At 73.4% G+C, this 17195-nt stretch carries 13 protein-coding genes and 1 pseudogene; 7 read left to right on the plus strand and 7 right to left on the minus strand.

The genetic code is table 11. The features are described 5' to 3' along the window. Nucleotides 1-64 precede the first annotated feature (64 nt). The gene (locus ACSMXO_RS10035) at nucleotides 65-2038 is read right to left on the minus strand and encodes a hypothetical protein (protein ID WP_455419211.1); all 1974 of its coding nucleotides are present in this window, start codon (nucleotides 2036-2038) and stop codon (nucleotides 65-67) included. Nucleotides 2039-2198: 160 nt separating this feature from the next. Here ACSMXO_RS10035 and ACSMXO_RS10040 point away from each other — a divergent pair, with 160 nt between their 5' ends. The 3 genes and pseudogenes from ACSMXO_RS10040 to ACSMXO_RS10050 all read left to right on the plus strand — a co-directional run. Continuing rightward, nucleotides 2199-3548 (plus strand): outer membrane protein assembly factor BamB family protein, encoded by a 1350-nt coding sequence (locus tag ACSMXO_RS10040; protein WP_455417469.1) that lies wholly within the window; start codon nucleotides 2199-2201, stop codon nucleotides 3546-3548. A 78-nt stretch (nucleotides 3549-3626) separates the two neighbouring features. Continuing rightward, on the plus strand, nucleotides 3627-4313 hold the full coding sequence (locus ACSMXO_RS10045; protein WP_346259599.1) for a response regulator transcription factor: 687 nt from the start codon (nucleotides 3627-3629) through the stop codon (nucleotides 4311-4313). Nucleotides 4314-4321: 8 nt separating this feature from the next. Then, a pseudogene (locus ACSMXO_RS10050) lies at nucleotides 4322-5467 on the plus strand (sensor histidine kinase); the annotation flags it as partial. A 248-nt stretch (nucleotides 5468-5715) separates the two neighbouring features. Here the strand turns inward: ACSMXO_RS10050 and ACSMXO_RS10055 are convergent. After that, on the minus strand, nucleotides 5716-6660 hold the full coding sequence (locus tag ACSMXO_RS10055) for a DUF2637 domain-containing protein (RefSeq protein WP_455417470.1): 945 nt from the start codon (nucleotides 6658-6660) through the stop codon (nucleotides 5716-5718). Nucleotides 6661-7024: 364 nt separating this feature from the next. Between ACSMXO_RS10055 and ACSMXO_RS10060 the strand changes: the two genes are divergently transcribed. Then, nucleotides 7025-7408, plus strand: coding sequence for a VOC family protein (locus ACSMXO_RS10060; RefSeq protein ID WP_346259597.1), 384 nt, complete (start codon nucleotides 7025-7027; stop codon nucleotides 7406-7408). 60 nt (nucleotides 7409-7468) lie between these two features. Here ACSMXO_RS10060 and ACSMXO_RS10065 read toward each other — a convergent pair whose 3' ends face one another. Continuing rightward, nucleotides 7469-8221, minus strand: a complete 753-nt coding sequence (locus ACSMXO_RS10065) for a class I SAM-dependent methyltransferase (protein WP_455417471.1) — start codon at nucleotides 8219-8221, stop codon at nucleotides 7469-7471. A 263-nt stretch (nucleotides 8222-8484) separates the two neighbouring features. Here ACSMXO_RS10065 and ACSMXO_RS10070 point away from each other — a divergent pair, with 263 nt between their 5' ends. Continuing rightward, the gene (locus tag ACSMXO_RS10070; protein ID WP_346259595.1) at nucleotides 8485-9144 is read left to right on the plus strand and encodes a hypothetical protein; all 660 of its coding nucleotides are present in this window, start codon (nucleotides 8485-8487) and stop codon (nucleotides 9142-9144) included. Between the two features lie 127 nt (nucleotides 9145-9271). Here ACSMXO_RS10070 and ACSMXO_RS10075 read toward each other — a convergent pair whose 3' ends face one another. Then, nucleotides 9272-11371 carry a 3-hydroxyacyl-CoA dehydrogenase NAD-binding domain-containing protein gene (locus ACSMXO_RS10075; protein WP_455417472.1) on the minus strand — a complete coding sequence of 700 codons (2100 nt, stop codon included), beginning with the start codon at nucleotides 11369-11371 and terminating at the stop codon, nucleotides 9272-9274. Between the two features lie 55 nt (nucleotides 11372-11426). Further along, complete coding sequence (locus ACSMXO_RS10080) at nucleotides 11427-12623, minus strand: thiolase family protein (RefSeq protein WP_455417473.1); 1197 nt, start codon at nucleotides 12621-12623, stop codon at nucleotides 11427-11429. Between the two features lie 189 nt (nucleotides 12624-12812). Between ACSMXO_RS10080 and galE the strand changes: the two genes are divergently transcribed. After that, on the plus strand, nucleotides 12813-13838 hold the full coding sequence (gene galE / locus ACSMXO_RS10085; protein ID WP_455417474.1) for a UDP-glucose 4-epimerase GalE: 1026 nt from the start codon (nucleotides 12813-12815) through the stop codon (nucleotides 13836-13838). Nucleotides 13839-13901: 63 nt separating this feature from the next. On the opposite strand, the gene ACSMXO_RS10090 is transcribed toward galE, so the two are convergent. Beyond that, the gene (locus tag ACSMXO_RS10090) at nucleotides 13902-15224 is read right to left on the minus strand and encodes a ribonuclease D (RefSeq protein WP_455417475.1); all 1323 of its coding nucleotides are present in this window, start codon (nucleotides 15222-15224) and stop codon (nucleotides 13902-13904) included. A gap of 124 nt (nucleotides 15225-15348) precedes the next feature. Further along, nucleotides 15349-15921 (minus strand): DUF3000 domain-containing protein, encoded by a 573-nt coding sequence (locus ACSMXO_RS10095; protein ID WP_455417476.1) that lies wholly within the window; start codon nucleotides 15919-15921, stop codon nucleotides 15349-15351. Nucleotides 15922-16111: 190 nt separating this feature from the next. Here ACSMXO_RS10095 and hemE point away from each other — a divergent pair, with 190 nt between their 5' ends. Further along, entirely contained in the window at nucleotides 16112-17194 is a 1083-nt protein-coding gene (hemE, locus tag ACSMXO_RS10100; protein ID WP_455417477.1) for a uroporphyrinogen decarboxylase, read from the plus strand. Nucleotide 17195 lies beyond the last annotated feature (1 nt).

Here is a 17195-nt window from a genome sequence, read left to right on the forward strand (position 1 = left end):
CCGTCGCCCGGCCGGGTTCTTGCCCGAGTACGCCGCCCAGCAGAGAGCCGTGCCGTAACTGCGGTCAGCCGACGAGCGGTCGGACGTCCCAGAGCCAGACGTCGTCCACCCGCTGCCCGGGGCCGAGCAGTCCGGCCAGCAGGACGTGCAGGGCGGGTGTGGCCGGGTGGTCGCCGAGTACCACCACCGAGGCCCGCCAGAACCGCAGGTCCTCGATGGCCTGGCGGCGGTGCTCCTCGGTGACCACCGGTGCGGCGCCCCGGTCCATCGTCCCGTAGATCAGCAGGCTGGTCGGCCGGGACGGGGCGCCGAACACCCCGTAGCCCTGCGCGTCCGGGCCGATGAAGTAGCCGGCCGGGATCGGGAACGCCTGCCCGGTCAGCGCGCTCCAGCGCAGCGTGGAGAGGCCGTGCACGTTGCTCGGGATGGGCACCGGCACCAGGGTCCGGCCCGCCGGCACGTAGGGCCGCCAGGCCCCGGAGGTGATGAACCGCGGCGGCGGGTCGATGTGCGTGGCCGGCAGCGGGCGCGGGACGAGCGGCAGCAGCGCGAGCGCGATTGCGGCGTACGCCAGGATCCGCAGCCGGGGCTGGGCCGGCGCGACCCGGCCGGCGACGTCGAGCGGGGCACTGCCCGGCGCCGGGCCGCCGTTGGCCGTCGCGCTGCCGTCCGGCGTGCCGGACGTGATCTGGTGCGGCGTGCCGGAGGTGGCCGTGACGCCGTTGCCGGAGCCGTCGGCCGGAGCGCCGCCGTTAGAGGTAGCGGCGGCCGGTCGCGGGCGGCCCTTCGCGACGTCGTTCCAGGCGAGCGCGACCAGGATCCCGACGGCGGCGACCGTGACCAGACTCAGCCGGGTCGGCATCATCATCTCGATCAGCGGCAGGTCCTCCGGCAGCAGGTGCCACGGCCCCTCGTGCTCGGTGAGCCGGCCGTCGTAACGGATCTGCCGACCCAGCGAGGCGAGCGCGAACCCGGCACCGAGCAGCGCGGCGATCCGGGCGGCGACCGAGGTCCGCCAGAGCAGCACGGCGACCAGCACGACCAGCCCGACGAGCGGCCAACCCAGCCAGGTGTTCTGCTCGGTGACCCCGATGGTCTTCTCCACCTCCGGCGAGCCGGCGATGGTGTCCCGGGAGTAGGTGACGAAGGCCCGCAGGTCCTCGCCCCAGTTGTGGAAGACGCCGCCCTGTAGGCCGCGGTAGGACTGCGGGCCGTTGAACTGGTACCAGATCGGGTAGCCGGCCAGCAGCAGCGCCACGACGCCGCCGACGCCGAGGCCGCGCAGGAAGGTCCAGATCCGGTTGCGCATCAGCGACCAGCGGAAGGCGACGTAGAGCGGCACCACCACCGCGCAGGCCAGCGCGGTGAGCAGCAGCATCTCCTCGTTGATGAAGATCTGGTACGCGACCAGCAGCCCGAGCAGCAGCCCGTTGCGCAGCCAGCGGCCCGGCTCGGCGAGCCGGAACACCCGGACCACGATCAGCGGCAGCAGGAAGTTGGAGACGAAGTTCGGCTGCCCGTTGGCGTGGTGGACGATGCCGGGCGCGAAGCCGAGGAACGCCCCGCCGACGAACGCCGCGCCCCGCGAGGAGACCAGGTGCCGGGAGAGCGCCCAGTACGAGGTGGCGGCCGTCGCCGCGAGCGCACCGCCCAGATAGAGCGCGTACGTCACCTGCGGACCGAACAGCCAGGTGAGCGGGGCCAGTGGCAGGGTGACGCCCAACAGCGAGGTGTTGGCCATCATGTTGACCCCGTCCGGCGCGTTCTGCCGGGCCGAGAAGAGCGGGTTCTCCAGGTGCTGCACCGAGTACGCGCCGTGCGCGAAGAGCCACTCGAACCAGCTGTGGTCGGTCGGCAGGTGCGACGACACCCGGTGGTTGACGTCGCCCCAGTAGTTGGCGCACACGAAGATGCCGAGTAGGACGTACGCTCCGATGGCCAGTACGTCGACCCGCGCGGGAGTTCGGAAGATCCGCCACCGTCGAGATCGACCGACTTCGGTCGAGCCGGCTTCGGCGTCCGAAGAATTGTCCACCACCGGAACTGCCACGAGGCGCCATCGTACAGGTGGCTTCGCGTCCGAATTGCCGCTACCCGCTCCGGGATATCCGGAGTATGCCGGATCACCGTGCCGGCTCGCACCGGACCATCCGGGCGGAACGCGCCGGGCCGGCCGGCGGAGTCGGGGAGGGAGGGAGATGCCCACCATCGAGCTGGGTGAGTTGGCCGCGGGGTCCCGTCCCGGGCCGGTCGAGCCCGATCCGGCAGGGCCACGCCGGGCCGGCCGGCACCGGTCGGTCCGGCCGGGGTTGCTCGCGGCCTTGCTGGTCGGGGTGCTCGGCACGGTGGCGGCCGGCAGCCCGTTCCCCCGACCCTGGCCGGAGGCGGCGGTACCGGCCTGGCTCGGCTCCATCGTCCACGCCGACCGGGACTGGATGTTCGTCGTCGACCCCGAGCGGTCCCGTCGGGGCGGTCCGGAGCTGGCCGCGTACCGGCTGCCGGCGGCGGAGCCGGGCTGGCGGGTGACGCTGCCGGCCGGCGACGTCGGGAGCCTCCAGCTGGTCGGCGAGCACCTGCTGCTGGCGCGCTATCCGGAACCGTTGCTGGGCAGGGTCGCCCGGCTGACCGTGCTGGACGTGTCGGACGGCGCCGTGGCCTGGGAGCGCGAAGCGAGCCTGATGGTGGTCGGCAGCGGCGGTGACCTGGTGCTCTGGGCGGCGGCCGAGGACTGGCGGCCGGGCGCGGAGAACCGGCCCGGCACGCTGGAGGCGGTGGACCCGGCCTCCGGTGCCGTGCGGTGGTCGCTGCCGGTGCCGGCCGGCGCCCTGCCGTCGTTCGACGTGTCGGCGGCCGACCCGAGGGCACCCGTCCGAGCCTCGACCCTGGTCCTCGCCCTGCCGTCCGGCCGGGTCGAGGTGCGCGATCTCGGCACCGGCGCCGTCGTGCGGACCGTCCAGATGCCGCCGCCGGGCGCCGGGCTGCGGACCAACTGGCGGGCCGCGGTCGCCGCCGGCCTCTTCGTGGTGTACGAAGAGAGCGCGGTGACCGCGTACGGGCTGCCGGGGCTGGACCGGCGCTGGTCAGTGCCGGCCCAGCCCGGCGTGGAGCGGGGGCCGTTCGCCTGCGGGGCCGACCTGTGCAGCCTGCGCTCCCAGCACGGCGTACGGGTCTGGGACGCGCTCACCGGCCGTACCCGCTGGTCGGACGAGCGCTGGACCGGCATCTGGACGGTTGGTGAAGCCCTGGTCGCCACCGAGGTGGCCGGGGCCGGCGAGACCGAGGCGCTCTCCGTGCTCGATCCGGCCACCGGACGGGTACTCGCCGACCTCGGCGCCTGGGGACTGTTCACCCCACACGGATCGCGGTTCCTCGGCGTCCGGTACGGCGCGGACCGCCGGGCCTGGGTGGTGGAGTTCGATCCGGCGACCTGGCGGAGCCGGCTCGTGACGGTGCTGTCCGGGGTCTCCGGCGACTGCGGGCTGACCGCGACCGCGCTGCACTGCCGGCGGCTGGACGCCTCGATCGGGGTGTGGCGGCTGCCCGGATAGCCGGCCGGCCGGCGCCTGCGAGCTGTCACTTGTCGGGCACGGATAGGTTGTCCCCTACAGGCAGCTGGGGAGGTCGTGGTGCGGGTACTGGTGGTGGAGGACGAGCGCAACCTGGCCGACGCGATCGTCCGTGGGCTGCGCCGGCAGGGCATGGCGGTCGACGTCGCCTACGACGGCTCGGCCGGACACGAGATGGCCTTCGTCACCCGGTACGACGTGGTGGTGCTCGACCGGGACCTGCCGGGGGTGCACGGCGACCAGATCTGTGCCGACCTGGTCACCTCGGGCGCGCTGACCCGGGTGCTGATGCTGACCGCCAGCGGTACGGTCGCGGACCGGGTGGAGGGTCTCCAGCTCGGCGCCGACGACTACCTGCCGAAGCCGTTCGCCTTCGACGAGCTGGTCGCCCGGGTGCAGGCCCTCGGTCGCCGGGCCACCCCGGTCACCCCGCCGGTGCTGACCGTGGCCGACCTGGTGGTCGACCCGGCGCGGCGGGTCGCCACCCGGGCCGGGGCGGCGGTGGACCTGACCCGTAAGGAGTTCGGCGTGCTGGAGGAACTGGTCAAGGCGCGTGGGGCGGTGGTGTCCAGCGAGGAACTCCTGGAGCGGGTCTGGGACGCCAACACCGACCCGTTCACCACCACGGTCCGGGTGACCGTGATGACGTTGCGGAAGAAGCTCGGTGATCCTCCACTGATCGAGACGGTGGTCGGGGCCGGCTACCGGGTGCCGGACCCGTACGTGCCGGGGCAGGTGAGCGCGTGACCGTCTATCTGACCCGCCGCCGGCCCCGGGTGCGGCCCACCCTCCGGCTCCGGCTGACCCTGCTCAACGGCGTGCTGCTGATCGGCGCCGGGGCGATCCTGGTGCTGCTCGCCTGGCTGCTGGTCGGGGACGCGCTGACCCCGGACATCCAGCTCAGGTCGAACCCGATGCTCGAACTCTCGGACGGCCGGACGGTCGGGGCACGCCAGTGGCAGCAGGAGATGGCGCAGACGGCCACCCGGGAACTGCTGGTCAAGGGGCTGCTGGCGCTGTTGGTGATCAGCATCGTCGGGGTCGCCGGGGCGTACGCGGTGGCCGGCCGGGCGCTCCGCCCGCTGCACCAGGTCACCTCGACGGCCAGGCGGCTCGGCGAGGCCACCCTCGACCAGCGGATCCGCTACTCCGGCGCGGACGACGAGGTGGCCGAGCTGGCCGGCACCTTCGACGCCATGCTGGACCGGATCGGGGACGCCTTCGAGGCGCAGAAACGCTTCGTCGCCAACGCCTCGCACGAGCTGCGTACCCCGCTGGCGGTGATGCGGACCGAGATCGACGTCACGATGGCCGACGACGAGGCGGACGTGGCCGAGTACCGGCGGATGGCCACGGTGGTCCGGGACGCGTCGGAGCGGGCCAACAACCTGGTCGACGCGCTCCTGGTGCTGGCGCGCAGCGAGGCCCAGTCGGGTCGCCGGCTGGCCCGGAAGGCGCCGACCGACCTCGCCACCGGGGCCAGTGCGGCACTCTCGGCGGTCCGGAACGAGACCAACCGGCTCAAGCTCCAGGTCGAGACGGCGTTGGCTCCGGCACCGGTGGTCGGCGATCCCGGCCTGCTGGAACGGCTGGCCGGCAACCTGATCGAGAACGCGGTGCGGTACAACCACCTGCACGGCCGGATGTGGGTGCGTACCGGCTCGGGGCCCGAGCACGCCTGGCTGGTGGTCGGCAACACCGGTTTCGAGGTGGAGCAGGCGGACGTACCAGGGCTGTTCGAGGCGTTCCGGCGGGGCGGCCGGGAGCGTACCGGTGCCCGTGGCTCCGGGTTGGGGTTGTCGATCGTCCGGGCGGTCTGCGACGCGCACGGCGGCACGGTCAGCGCGATCGCCCAGGACGGCGGCGGGCTGGAGGTGACGGTGACCTTGCCGGCGGCCGAGACGACTCCGGTGGTGGCCGCCTCGGCGGCGGTCGGCGGGGGTCCGGTCGCCGTGCCGGTCCGGCCGGTGCCCGCGAACAGCGTGGCCAGTACGGCCAGCACCATCCCACTGGGCTCGGCGGCCAGCCGGGCCACCCCGGCCGGCGTGCCGGTCCCGGGTACGCCGCCCGAGCCGACTCCCGGCACCCCGACCGGCCTGGCGGAGGCCGGCCCCGGCGCGGACCCCGCATCTGGCTAACGGTTCTGCGTTCAGGCGACGAGGTCGAGTTCGCGTACCTCGCGGCGGATCGCGCGCAGCCGGGCGGTGGTGATGCCGAGTTCCCGCGCCACGTCGGCGTCACTGGCCTCGGGCCGCTCCGCCTGGATCGCCGCGGCCAGCGCGGCGGTCTCGGTGATCGGCCGGCGTGGCCGGGCCGTGGCGCCCGGCTTGGCCGCGCGCCCGGTCGAGCCCCGCTTCCGGGCCGCTCCGGTCGGTGCCTTCCTGGTCCTGGCGGCGGTTCCGGCGTCCGGTGGCGCCGCCGCGCCGGTGTCCCCGGGTGTGCCCGCCTGCGTCCCGCCGGCTCCCGCCCCGCCGGACGGGATGGCGAGGATCTCGCCGATACCCCGGCCGAGCGGCTCGACCGCGCCGAGCGGTACGCCGTCCGGTGCCGCGGCCGGACGCCGGCGCGTCCCGGCGGCCTGCTCGGATCCGACGGCCCGGTCGAACCCGCCAGTTTGGGCGGAACCGGCCGCAGCGGCGGAATCCGCCGGGCCGGACTCCGCCGCTGCGGCGCTCGTCGTTCCGGCCGTCTGCTCGGCCTGCGCCGTGGAGATCCGGCCGCCCAGCTCGACCAGGCAGATGCTGGCCACCACGATCAGGCCGTCGACCGACAGCGGCAGCAGGTACGGCGACGCGCCGGTCTCGCCGTACCGGGCGGCCACCCCGACCATGTGCCAGTACGACACCCAGGCGGCGATCCCGGCGATGGTGGCGGTGGCCGCCATCCGGGCGAACGCCAGCGAGCGGCGGTGCACCGGTACCCGTGAGATCAACTCGACGGTGAGCAGCAGGGCCAGCGGTGGCCAGGCGGCGATGGCCTGGCTGATCGGGTTGTCCCGGGCGTGCAGGATGTTGGCCACCACCGAGGCGGCGACCCCGAGGGCCAGGGTGGCGCGCACGGCCCAGCGGACCCGGCGAAGCTGTGGGAGGGGCACCGGTCGCTCCTTGCCTGTCGTCGTGCTTCCTCTCGGCCCAGCGGACCAGCCGGCCTGACCGCTCATCCTTACGGCCGGAGCGGTCCAGCCGGTGTACCGGCCGAATTTCCGGCGTGTCGCTCACCGCCTGGTGGCCGTCCATGTGCTTGGCGTTGCCACCCTTTCCGGTCGGTTGCCGACCGGGCGACGGTGGAAAAACGCGGTTGCCGATCCCGTCGGGCCGTGCCAGGCTTGCCGCCGTCAGCCCGGATTACCGGAGGGAGGTGCGGAAGATGGTTGCGCTGTCCTGTCCCGCGCCTCGCCTCGGCCACCGCTGACCGATCCGCGTTTCTCCGCGAGGCGCGCACTCCACTATGGAGGATTTGTGAGTTCCATCATCCACAACGTCAGTTTCGACTGCGCCGACACCTACAAGCTGTCCAGCTTCTGGGCGGAGGTGCTGGACCGGTCCCTGCGTCCGGAGGACCAGCCCGGCGACGACGAGATCACGCTGCTGGCGCCGGACGGCGTCGGGCCGCAGGTCTTCTTCCAGCGGGTGCCGGAGGGCAAGGCGGGCAAGAACCGGCTGCACATCTGCCTGCAACCGACCGACCGGACCCGGGACGAGGAGGTCGACCGGCTGTTCGGGCTGGGCGCCACCCTGGTCGCCGACCACCGGCGGCCGGACGGCACCGGCTGGGCGGTGCTCGCCGACCCGGAGGGCAACGAGTTCTGCGTCGAGCGGAGCGCCGCCGAACGCACCGGCTGAGCCCGGGTAGTACGCGGGAGCGGGCCGCTCCGCACCGGTAGCGGTGTGGAGCGGCCCTTGCTAGTCGGGCAGCCGGGCGAGCAGGGCGTACGTGTTCGGCAGCCGGCCCCGCCAGGCCGCCGCCGAGACCCCGGCCGGCCGCCAGAACGGTTCGGGGAACTCGGCGAGGTGACGCAGCTCCAGCCCGGCCGCGAGCACCGCGCCGACGATCTCGCCCAGCGTCCACTGCCACTCCACGGCACCGTGCCCGGGAAAGGTGTCGTTGACGTGCGACCGCCCGAAGTAGCTGCGGTCCGGGCGGATCCGGGGCTCGTCGGAGTCCCAGCTCCAGAGCGGTACCGCCGGATGGCCCTCGTAGACGAAGAGGTGGCCACCGGGCCGGAGCAGCCGGGCGGCGTCCCGGGCCCAGGCCGCCAGGTCGGGCAGCCAGATCAGTGCACCCTTGCCGGTGTAGACGAGATCCGTGCAGCCGTCCCCCAGCGGGGCACCGGGCAGCCGGGCGACGACGTACCGGCAGGGGACCGCCAGCTCGGCGGCCCGGCGGGCGGCGGCGGTGGCCGCCACCGAGCTGAAGTCGACTCCGAGCACGGCACGCGCCCCGGCCCGGACCAGCGCGACGTCGTCGAGGCCGTGCCCGCTCTGCAGGTGTACGACCGTCGGCGACGACCGCAGCAGCGGCCGGAGCAGCGCGACCTCGGCCGGGAAGAGCGACGAACCCTCCCGGGCCTGCCGTAGCAGCTCCTGGTATTCCCGGACGTGCTTGGCGGAGGCGGTCTCCCAGGCGATCCGGTTCCGCCTCGTCTCCTCATCCATGCCGTTGAATGTCGGCGGGCGCGAGCGACGGCGCAACCGGATTCGCCCCGACCCCGCCGTGGAGACTCGGTGAAGGATGCCTGCCGGGTCCTCCCGACGGGACGAATCCAGTCGACGTCCAGTGGTAGTTCAGTCCGGTACGCGAATCTCGATTCCTGCCCGGCCGGCGCCCCCGCCCGGTCGGGCAGGCAAATCGCGGCGTCCCGCCACCACCGTTGGCAACCGTACGACGCAGTCGCGTCAGGGCATCCCTGGGAGGTCACGTGAACACCTGGAAGGCCAAGCTCGGCACATCCACGGGTCGGGGCGGAGGGCGGTGGCGGGCGCGGCTGGGCGTACTCACACTGCTGGCCGGCGTGCTCGCCGTACCGGCGGTGGCGGTCGGGCCCGGCGTCGCCAGTGCCGGCGCGATCGTGCCGTGTCCGGACACCATCACCGACTGGCGGCTTCTCTCCAGCGGCCGCTTCGGGCGGGTCTGGGAGGGCTACCGCTACACCCTGCACAGTGCCACCCCGACGTTCCTGGCCAGCGACGGCCAACTGCTCGACAACGGCACCGACAGCACGGTCAACTACACCATCACCTCGCGGGTGTCCCGCACCTTCAGCGTGCAGGCGACGGTCGGGATCAGCGCGACCGGGCAGGACAGGTTCTTCACCACGAACGTCAGCACCCAGATCGTGATGACCCAGGTCACCGAGCGGGGGGTGAGCATCGCGGTGCCGGTGCCGCCCCGGAGCCGGCTGATCGCCGAGTACGGCGTGGAGGCGTACCAGGTCAGCTACGCGGTGGAGGCGTGGCGGGCGTCGACCCGAGTGACCGACGAGCCGGTGCCGGGCGGACGCTGCGAGGAGTGGGGTTACTACCCGCAGAGCACCACCGCGCCGACCCACATCGAGGGCTGGCGGTTGCGGACCGGCTGAGCCGGTTCCGCGTACCGTCGGTGTCCGGGCAGATCGCGGTGATCAGGGACCGAGTCGCACAGCGCGCCGTGCGACTCGCCGGGACAGGTCCCTGATCACCGCGATCGTGGGGGATGGGTGGGTCCGGTCAGGCGGGCAGGCTGGCCGCGCCCCGGGGCAGGAAGCGGCGGCCGGTGACCCGCTCCGAGGTGCCGGTCCGGTCCAGGTACGGCGTGACACCGCCGAGGTGGAACGGCCAGCCGGCACCGAGGATCATGCAGAGGTCGATGTCCTGCGGCTCGGCGACCACACCCTGGTCCAGCATCAGCCGGATTTCCTGGGCGAGTGCGTCCAGCGCCCGCTGGCGTACCTCTTCGGCGTGAAGCGGCGCGGAACCGACCTCCAGCAGCCCGGCCACCTCGGGGTTGACGTCGCCGTCGACCACCAGCGGCTTGCCGGACTCGGCGATCCGCCTCAGGTTCTCGCTGACCGCGAAGCGGTCCGGGAAGGCGGCGTGCAGCGTCCCGCCGACGTGGTACGCCACCGCCGGCCCGACGAGCTGGAGCAGCGCCAGCGGGCGCATCGGCAGGCCGAGCGGGTCGAGTGCGGCGTCCGCCACCTCGGGCGGGGTGCCGGCGTCCACGGCCGCGAAGATCTCGCCGAGGAACCGGGTCAGCAGCCGGTTGACCACGAAGGCCGGCGCGTCGGCGACCAGGACGCAGGACTTGCGCAGCTCCTTGCCGATCGCGAACGCGGTGGCCAGGGTGGCGTCGTCGGTCCGCTCGCCCCGGACGATCTCCAGCAGTGGCAGCACCGCGACCGGGTTGAAGAAGTGGAACCCGACCACCCGCTCCGGGTGCTCCAGGTCGGCGGCCATCGCGCTGACCGAGAGCGACGAGGTGTTGGTGGCGAGTACCGCCTCCGGCGAGACGATCTTCTCCAGCTCGGCCCAGACCTGCTTCTTCACGGCCAGGTCCTCGAAGACCGCCTCGATCACGAAGTCGGCGTCGGCGAAGACGCCCTTGTCGACCGAGCCGCTGACCAGGCCGCGCAGCGTGGCGGCCGTACCCTCGGGAAGCCGGCCCTTGCCGACCAGCTTGTCGATCTCGGCGTGCACGTAGCCGACGCCGGAGTCCACCCTGGACTGGTCGAGGTCGGTGAGCACCACGGGCACCTGGAGCCGGCGGGCGAAGAGCAGCGCGAGCTGCGACGCCATCAGGCCGGCGCCGACGATGCCGACCTTGGTCACCGGCCGGGCCAGTGCCTTGTCCGGGGCCCCGGCCGGCCGCTTGGCCCGGCGCTGCACCAGGTCGAAGGAGTAGAGGCCGCTGCGCAACTCCTCGCTGAAGACCAGCTCGGCCAGCGCCTCCACCTCGGCGGCCATCCCCTTCGGCAGCCCGTCCGGGTCGCCGTCGGCGGGCCCGGTAGGCGCCTCGCGGGCCAGCTCCAGCAACTCCAGCGCCCGGTAGGCGGCCGGGACCGCGCCGTGCAGCCGCTCGTCCAGCATCTGCCGGGCGAAGTAGAGCACGCCGTCCCACATCTCCCGGTCGACCTCCGGCCGGGTCACCTGGACCTCGCCGCGCACCACCTGCGCGGCCCACTCCAGCGAGCGCTCCAGGAAGTCGGCCGGCGCGAAGAGCACGTCCGCGATGCCCAGCTCGGCGGCCTGCTTCGGCTTGAGCATCCGGTTCTGCGTCAGCGGGTTCTGGATGACCACCTGGGCCGCACCGGCGATGCCGATCAGGTTGGGCAGCAGTTGGGTGCCACCCCAGCCGGGTACCAGGCCGAGGGAGACCTCGGGCAGGGCCAGCGCGGCGGCGCCACCGGAGAGCGTCCGGTAGTGGCAGTGCAGCGCCAACTCCAGCCCGCCGCCCATCGCCGCACCGTTGACGAACGCGAAGGTCGGCACGGCGCTGGTGCGCAGCCGGCCGAAGACCCGGTGCCCGAGCCGGCCGATCTCCCGGGCCTCGTCCCGGTCGGCGAGCAGCGGCATGCCGGTCACGTCGGCGCCGACGCAGAAGATGTACGGCTTGCCGGTCACCGCCACGAACGCCGGCTCGGCGGCGAGCGCCTCGGTGATCGCCTTGTCCAAGCTGGACAGACCGGCCGGGCCGAAGGTGTTCGGCTTGGTGTGGTCCAGGCCGTTGTCCAGGGTGATCAGCGCGGCCGGGCGGTCCAGCCCCGGCACCTCCACCAGCCGGAGCAGCGACCGGGTGACCACCTCGTTCGGGTTACGCGGAACCGTCACTGCGCCACCTTCCGATCGCACTGCGGGGCTCGCAAACCCGGCTCACTCCTCGCGCTCACTTGTCCTCGCCCTTCCAGTTGGGGTTCTCCCAGATGACCGTGCCGCCCATGCCGATGCCGATGCACATCGCGGTGAGGCCGTACCGCACCTCGGGGTGCTCGGCGAACTGCCGGGCGAGCTGGGTCATCAGCCGTACCCCGGAGGAGGCGAGCGGGTGGCCGATGGCGATCGCCCCGCCCCACTGGTTGACCCGGGGGTCGTCGTCGGCGATGCCGAAGTGGTCGAGGAAGGCCAGCACCTGCACCGCGAACGCCTCGTTCAGCTCGAAGAGGCCGATGTCGGAGATGGAGAGCCCGGCGATCCGCAGCGCCTTCTCGGTCGACGGGATCGGGCCGTAGCCCATCACCTCCGGCTCCACCCCGACGAAGCCGTACGACACCAGTCGCATCGACACCGGCAGCCCGAGTTCCCGGGCGACGTCCTCGGCGGCGAGCAGGCTGGCGGTGGCCCCGTCGTTGAGCCCGGCCGCGTTGCCGGCGGTGACCTTGCCGTGCGGGCGGAACGGTGTCTTCAGGGTGGCCAGCTTCTCCAGTGAGGTCTCCCGGGGCGCCTCGTCGACGGTGGCGAGTCCCCAGCCGGTCTCCGGGTCGCGAATCGCCACCGGTACCAGGTCGGGTTGGAGCTTGCCGTTGGCGTACGCCTTGGCGGTCTTGACCTGCGAGGCGAGCGCGAACGCGTCGGCGCGGTCCTTGCCGATGTGCGGGAGCCGGTCGTGCAGGTTCTCCGCCGTGGAGCCCATCACCAGGGCGGAGGGGTCGACCAGCTTCTCCGCCAGGATCCGCGGGTTGGGGTCCACGCCCTCGCCCATCGGGTGCCGGCCCATGTGCTCGACGCCGCCGGCGATCGCCACGTCGTAGGCGCCCATCGCGATCCCGCCGGCCACCGTGGTGACCGCGGTCATCGCCCCGGCGCACATCCGGTCGATGGCGTAGCCGGGCACCGTCTTGGGCAGCCCGGCGAGCAGCGCGGCGGTACGGCCGATGGTGAGGCCCTGGTCGCCGATCTGGGTGGTGGCGGCGATCGCCACCTCGTCGACCCGCTCCGGCGGCAGTTGCGGGTTGCGCCGCAGCAGTTCGCGGATGCAGCGGATCACCAGGTCGTCGGCGCGGGTGTGGGCGTACATCCCACCCGCCTTGCCGAACGGGGTGCGGACGCCGTCAACGAAGACGACGTCCCGGACTTCACGGGGCACTGGAGCCTCCTTGCCGCAGGGGCCCGGGTGGGCGGGTACCTCGGATGCTACTAGCCAGTAACTAGTGTCGTTTGCGCACCCCGTGTGGCTCGGACCACATATTGTCCGGCTGGGTGCTCCGGTAATCCCGCTATTGCCGGCTAAACACCGAGCAATTGTGAAAAAGCCTCCAATCAGCCAGGAGTCCGGGTGAAGGTGCTGGTCGCCGGTGGTGCCGGCTTCATCGGCAGCACCATCGCGTCGGCCTGCCTGGACGAGGGCATCGAGCCGGTGATCCTGGACAGCCTCTGCACCGGGCGGGTCGAATTCACCCGAGGACGGACCTTCTACCGGGGCGACATCTCCGACGGCGCGCTGCTCGACCGGATCTTCACCGAGCACCCGGAGATCGGCGCGGTGGTGCACGCGGCGGCGCTCATCGTGGTGCCGGAGTCGGTCAGCGCGCCACTGCGCTACTACCGGGAGAACGTCGCCAAGTCGCTCGACTTCCTCGACCACGTCCTCCGCAACGGGGTCACCCGCTACGTCTTCAGCTCCTCGGCGGCGATCTACCGTACCGGTGCCGACCTCTCGGTCGACGAGAGTTCACCGCTGGAGCCGGCCAGCCCGTACGCCCGGACCAAGGCGATGATGGAGACGGTGCTCGCGGACACCGCCGGGGCCACCCCGCTGCGGGCGCTCTCGCTGCGCTACTTCAACCCGATCGGTGCCGATCCGCTGCTGCGTACCGGTCTCCAGGTGCCCCGGCCGACGCACGCACTGGGCAAGTTGATCGACGCCTGGGCCGACGGCGGGGAGTTTCTGATCACCGGTACCGACTGGCCCACCCGGGACGGCTCGGGAATCCGGGACTACATCCACGTCTGGGACCTGGCCCGCGCACACGTCTGTGCGCTGCGCCGGTTCGACGAGATCCTGCCGCCCGGCGGCGACCGGTCGGTGGAGGCGGTCAATCTCGGCACCGGGGACGGGACCACCGTCCGGGAACTCGTCGCCGCCTTCGCCGCGGCGGTCGGGCCGGTACGGACCCGCGAGGCGCCGCGCCGCCCCGGCGACGCGGCCGGCTCGTTCACCCGGAGCACCCGGTCCCGACTCCTGCTCGACTGGAAGCCCGAGTATTCCGTTGCCGACGGCATCCGGCACGCCGTGCAGTGGTGCCGGATCCGTGACGAACTGCTCGGCATCCGCCGACCCGCCCTGCACCTGCACCACTGACCTGTGCTGCCGGTCCGGCCCGCCGGACAGCCGTACTGCCAGCGGGCCGGTGCGGACGCGGGGTCAGGTCGTGGGCTCGACCAGCGCCGCCGCGAGTTCCTCGGCGATCAGGCCGACCTGCCAGCTCCGGGCGCCGTACCCGCGCAGGGTCTCGGCGACCGTCTCCGCAGTGATCTCCTCCGGCGGGATCCAGGCCAGCCGGCGGACCGAGTCGGGAGTGATCAGGTTTTCCGGTGGCAGGGTGTGCGCCGCGGCGATCCGGGTCACCACCTCGCGGCACCGGGCCAGCCGGGCGGCCGCCACCGGGTCCCGCTCGGCCCAGCGGTGCGGCGGGGGCGGCCCGTCGATCGTCGGGCTCACCGGCAGCGCGTCGTCCGGCAGTTGCCGGGCGTCGGCGAGGGCGTCCAGCCAGGTCCGGACGAGCCGGCGTACCGAGCGCCCGCCGAAGCCGGGCAGCATCAGCAGGGTCCGCTCGTCCTTCGGGTCCATCTCGGCGGCGGCGATGATCGCGGCGTCCGGCAGCACCCGGCCGGGCGCCGAGTCACGGCGGGCGGCGATCTCGTCCCGGGCGTACCAGAGCGACCGCACCCGGGCCTGCGCCCGGGCCCCGCGCACCCGGTGGATGCCGGAGGTCCGCCGCCACGGGTCCGGCCGCTGCCGGGCCGGCTGGGCACCCCAGGCCACCAGCGCGGCGAACTCCTCGGCCGCCCACGTCGCCTTGCCCTGCCGGTCCAGCTCGGCCGCGAGCTTGTCCCGCAGTTCCGTGAGCATCTCCACGTCCAGCGCGGCGTAGGTCAGCCAGGACTCCGGCAGCGGCCGGCTGGACCAGTCCGCCGCCGAGTGGTGCTTCTCCAGGGTGAAGCCGAGCAGTTGTTCGGTCAGCGCGGCCAGGCCGACCCGTTCGAAGCCGGCGAGCCGGGCGGCCAGCTCGGTGTCGAAGAGGCGTCTCGGCCGCAGCCCGAGGTCGGCGAGGCAGGCGAGATCCTGGCTGGCGGCGTGCAGCACCCATTCGGCGTCCGCGATCGCCTCGTCGAGGGTGCGGAGGTCGCCGAGGGGCAGCGGGTCGATCAGCACGGTGCCGGCCCCGGCCCGCCGGAGCTGGACCAGGTAGGCCCGCTGGCTGTAGCGGTAGCCGGAGGCGCGTTCGGCGTCGACGGCGACCGGGCCGGTGCCGGCCGCGAACCGGGACACCACGTCGGCCAGGCCGGCGGGTGTCTCGACGGGGGCCGGGGTGCCGTCGCGAGGGGTGAGAAGCGGTACGGGCCCGCCGGGCGTTGGGTCGGGCCCCACTGTCTCGGGATCCGGCGCGGACACCGGAAGGCTGTGCGGCTCGTCCCCTGCTCGGCGTTGCGCGGCCCGACGGCGCAGGGGTGGTTCGTCGGTCACCTGACAACCCTAGTCTTCGCCAGGATTCGGGTCGCGCAGCCGGTCCGGCGAGTCGGGTCCGGTGGGGCGGCTGGGGCCGCCGAAGCGGTTGGGGCGTACGAGGTTCGGCGGAAGTTGCGGCTGGTCAGGCGGCGCCGGCCGGCCGGGAGTGCGGCAGCGCGGTGACACCCGGCGGCGGCAGCCCGGCGGTGGAGGCGAGCAGCGTGCACCAGGCCAGCAGGTGTGCCCGCAGGTCGTCGTCGACCGGGGTCCAGGAGGCGCGGATCTCGATGTCACCGGCAGCCGGCGGGCCGGCCAGCTCGCCGAACCGGGTCGACATGGTCTGGGTCACCGTGCCGCCGAGCGCCCGGTAGGCCGCGTCCCGCGCCTGGAGCGCGTCGGTCAGCCAGGTCCAACCGACGGCGGGGAGCAGCGGGTCGGCGGCGAGGTCGATCTCCAGCTCGGCGGTGACGTAGGTGACCAGGCGCAGCGTCCCCTCCCAGCCCTCGTGTCCGGCCGGGTCGTGCAGCAGGATGAGCCGTCCGGTGGCCACCTCCTCGCCGTCGCGCCGCACGGTGGCGGCCAGCGCGAAGGCGTACGGGGCCAGCCGTTGCGGGGCCCCCACCTCCTCCAGCACGATCTCCGCGCGGGGCGCCGCCGACCGCAACCCGGCCACCGCGCGGGCGAAGGTCTCAGGCTGGACGATCGGGGAGGCCATATCCGCAGCCTAAGCCGATCGTCTGCGCGGTGGTGGGGCGCCGCGCCGGTCGGAGCGGCTGGTCGGCCCGGCGCACCGCACATCGGGTCTGCCTGCCCCGGCGACCGCAGCCGGATCCGGCGCGTCTGGCACGCCACAAAACCCGGCGGTGGGCGTCGCCGGGATCGGGGCGCGTGGCACGATGGCGCCGATGACCACCACGACTGCGGGCAACGTGGCCCGAGACGACCAACCGGCCCCGGGCGGCCCGGCCGATTCGCCGTTCGTCCGGGCCTGCCGGCGCCAGCCGGTGCCGCACACCCCGGTCTGGTTCATGCGGCAGGCCGGGCGTTCGCTGCCGGAATACCGCGAGGTGCGGGCCGGGATCCCGATGCTGGAGTCGTGCCGCCGGCCGGAGCTGGTCACCGAGATCACCCTCCAGCCGGTACGCCGGCACGGCGTCGACGCGGCGATCCTGTTCAGCGACATCGTCGTACCGGTGGCGGCGGCCGGGGTGGATCTGGACATCGTGCCCGGCACCGGCCCGGTGGTGGCCGAACCGGTACGCACCCTCGCGGACGTCGACCGGATCCGCCCCATCGACCCCTCCGACGTGTCCTTTGTGGACGAGGCGGTCCGGCTGCTCGTCGCCGAACTCGGCGACACCCCGCTGATCGGGTTCGCCGGAGCGCCGTTCACCCTGGCCAGTTACCTCGTCGAGGGCGGGCCGTCGCGCAACCACGTACGCACCAAGGCGCTGATGCACGGCGCACCGGACGTCTGGCACGCGCTGCTGGGCCGGCTGGCCGAGATCACCCTCGCCTTCCTGAAGGTGCAGGTCGGGGCCGGTGTCTCGGCGGTGCAGCTCTTCGACTCCTGGGCCGGGGCGCTCTCCGAGGCCGACTACCGCCGGTTCGTGCTGCCGCACTCGACGGCGGTGCTGCGCGGGCTCGCCGACGCGGGCGTGCCCCGGATCCACTTCGGGGTCGGCACCGCCGAACTGCTCGGCGCGATGGGGGAGGCCGGCGCGGACGTGGTCGGGGTGGACTGGCGTACCCCGCTGGACGCGGCGACGGTGCGGATCGGGCCGGACAGGGCGGTGCAGGGCAACCTGGACCCGGCCGTGCTCTTCGCGCCCTGGCCGGTGGTCGAGGCCGAGGTGCGCCGGGTGCTCGGCGAGGGCGCGGCCACACCCGGGCACGTCTTCAACCTCGGGCACGGCGTGCTGCCGGAGACCGATCCCGACGTACTGACCCGGGTCGTCGCCCTGGTCCACGAGGCGTCCGCGAACTGAC

The organism is Plantactinospora sp. DSM 117369 (assembly GCF_053764795.1).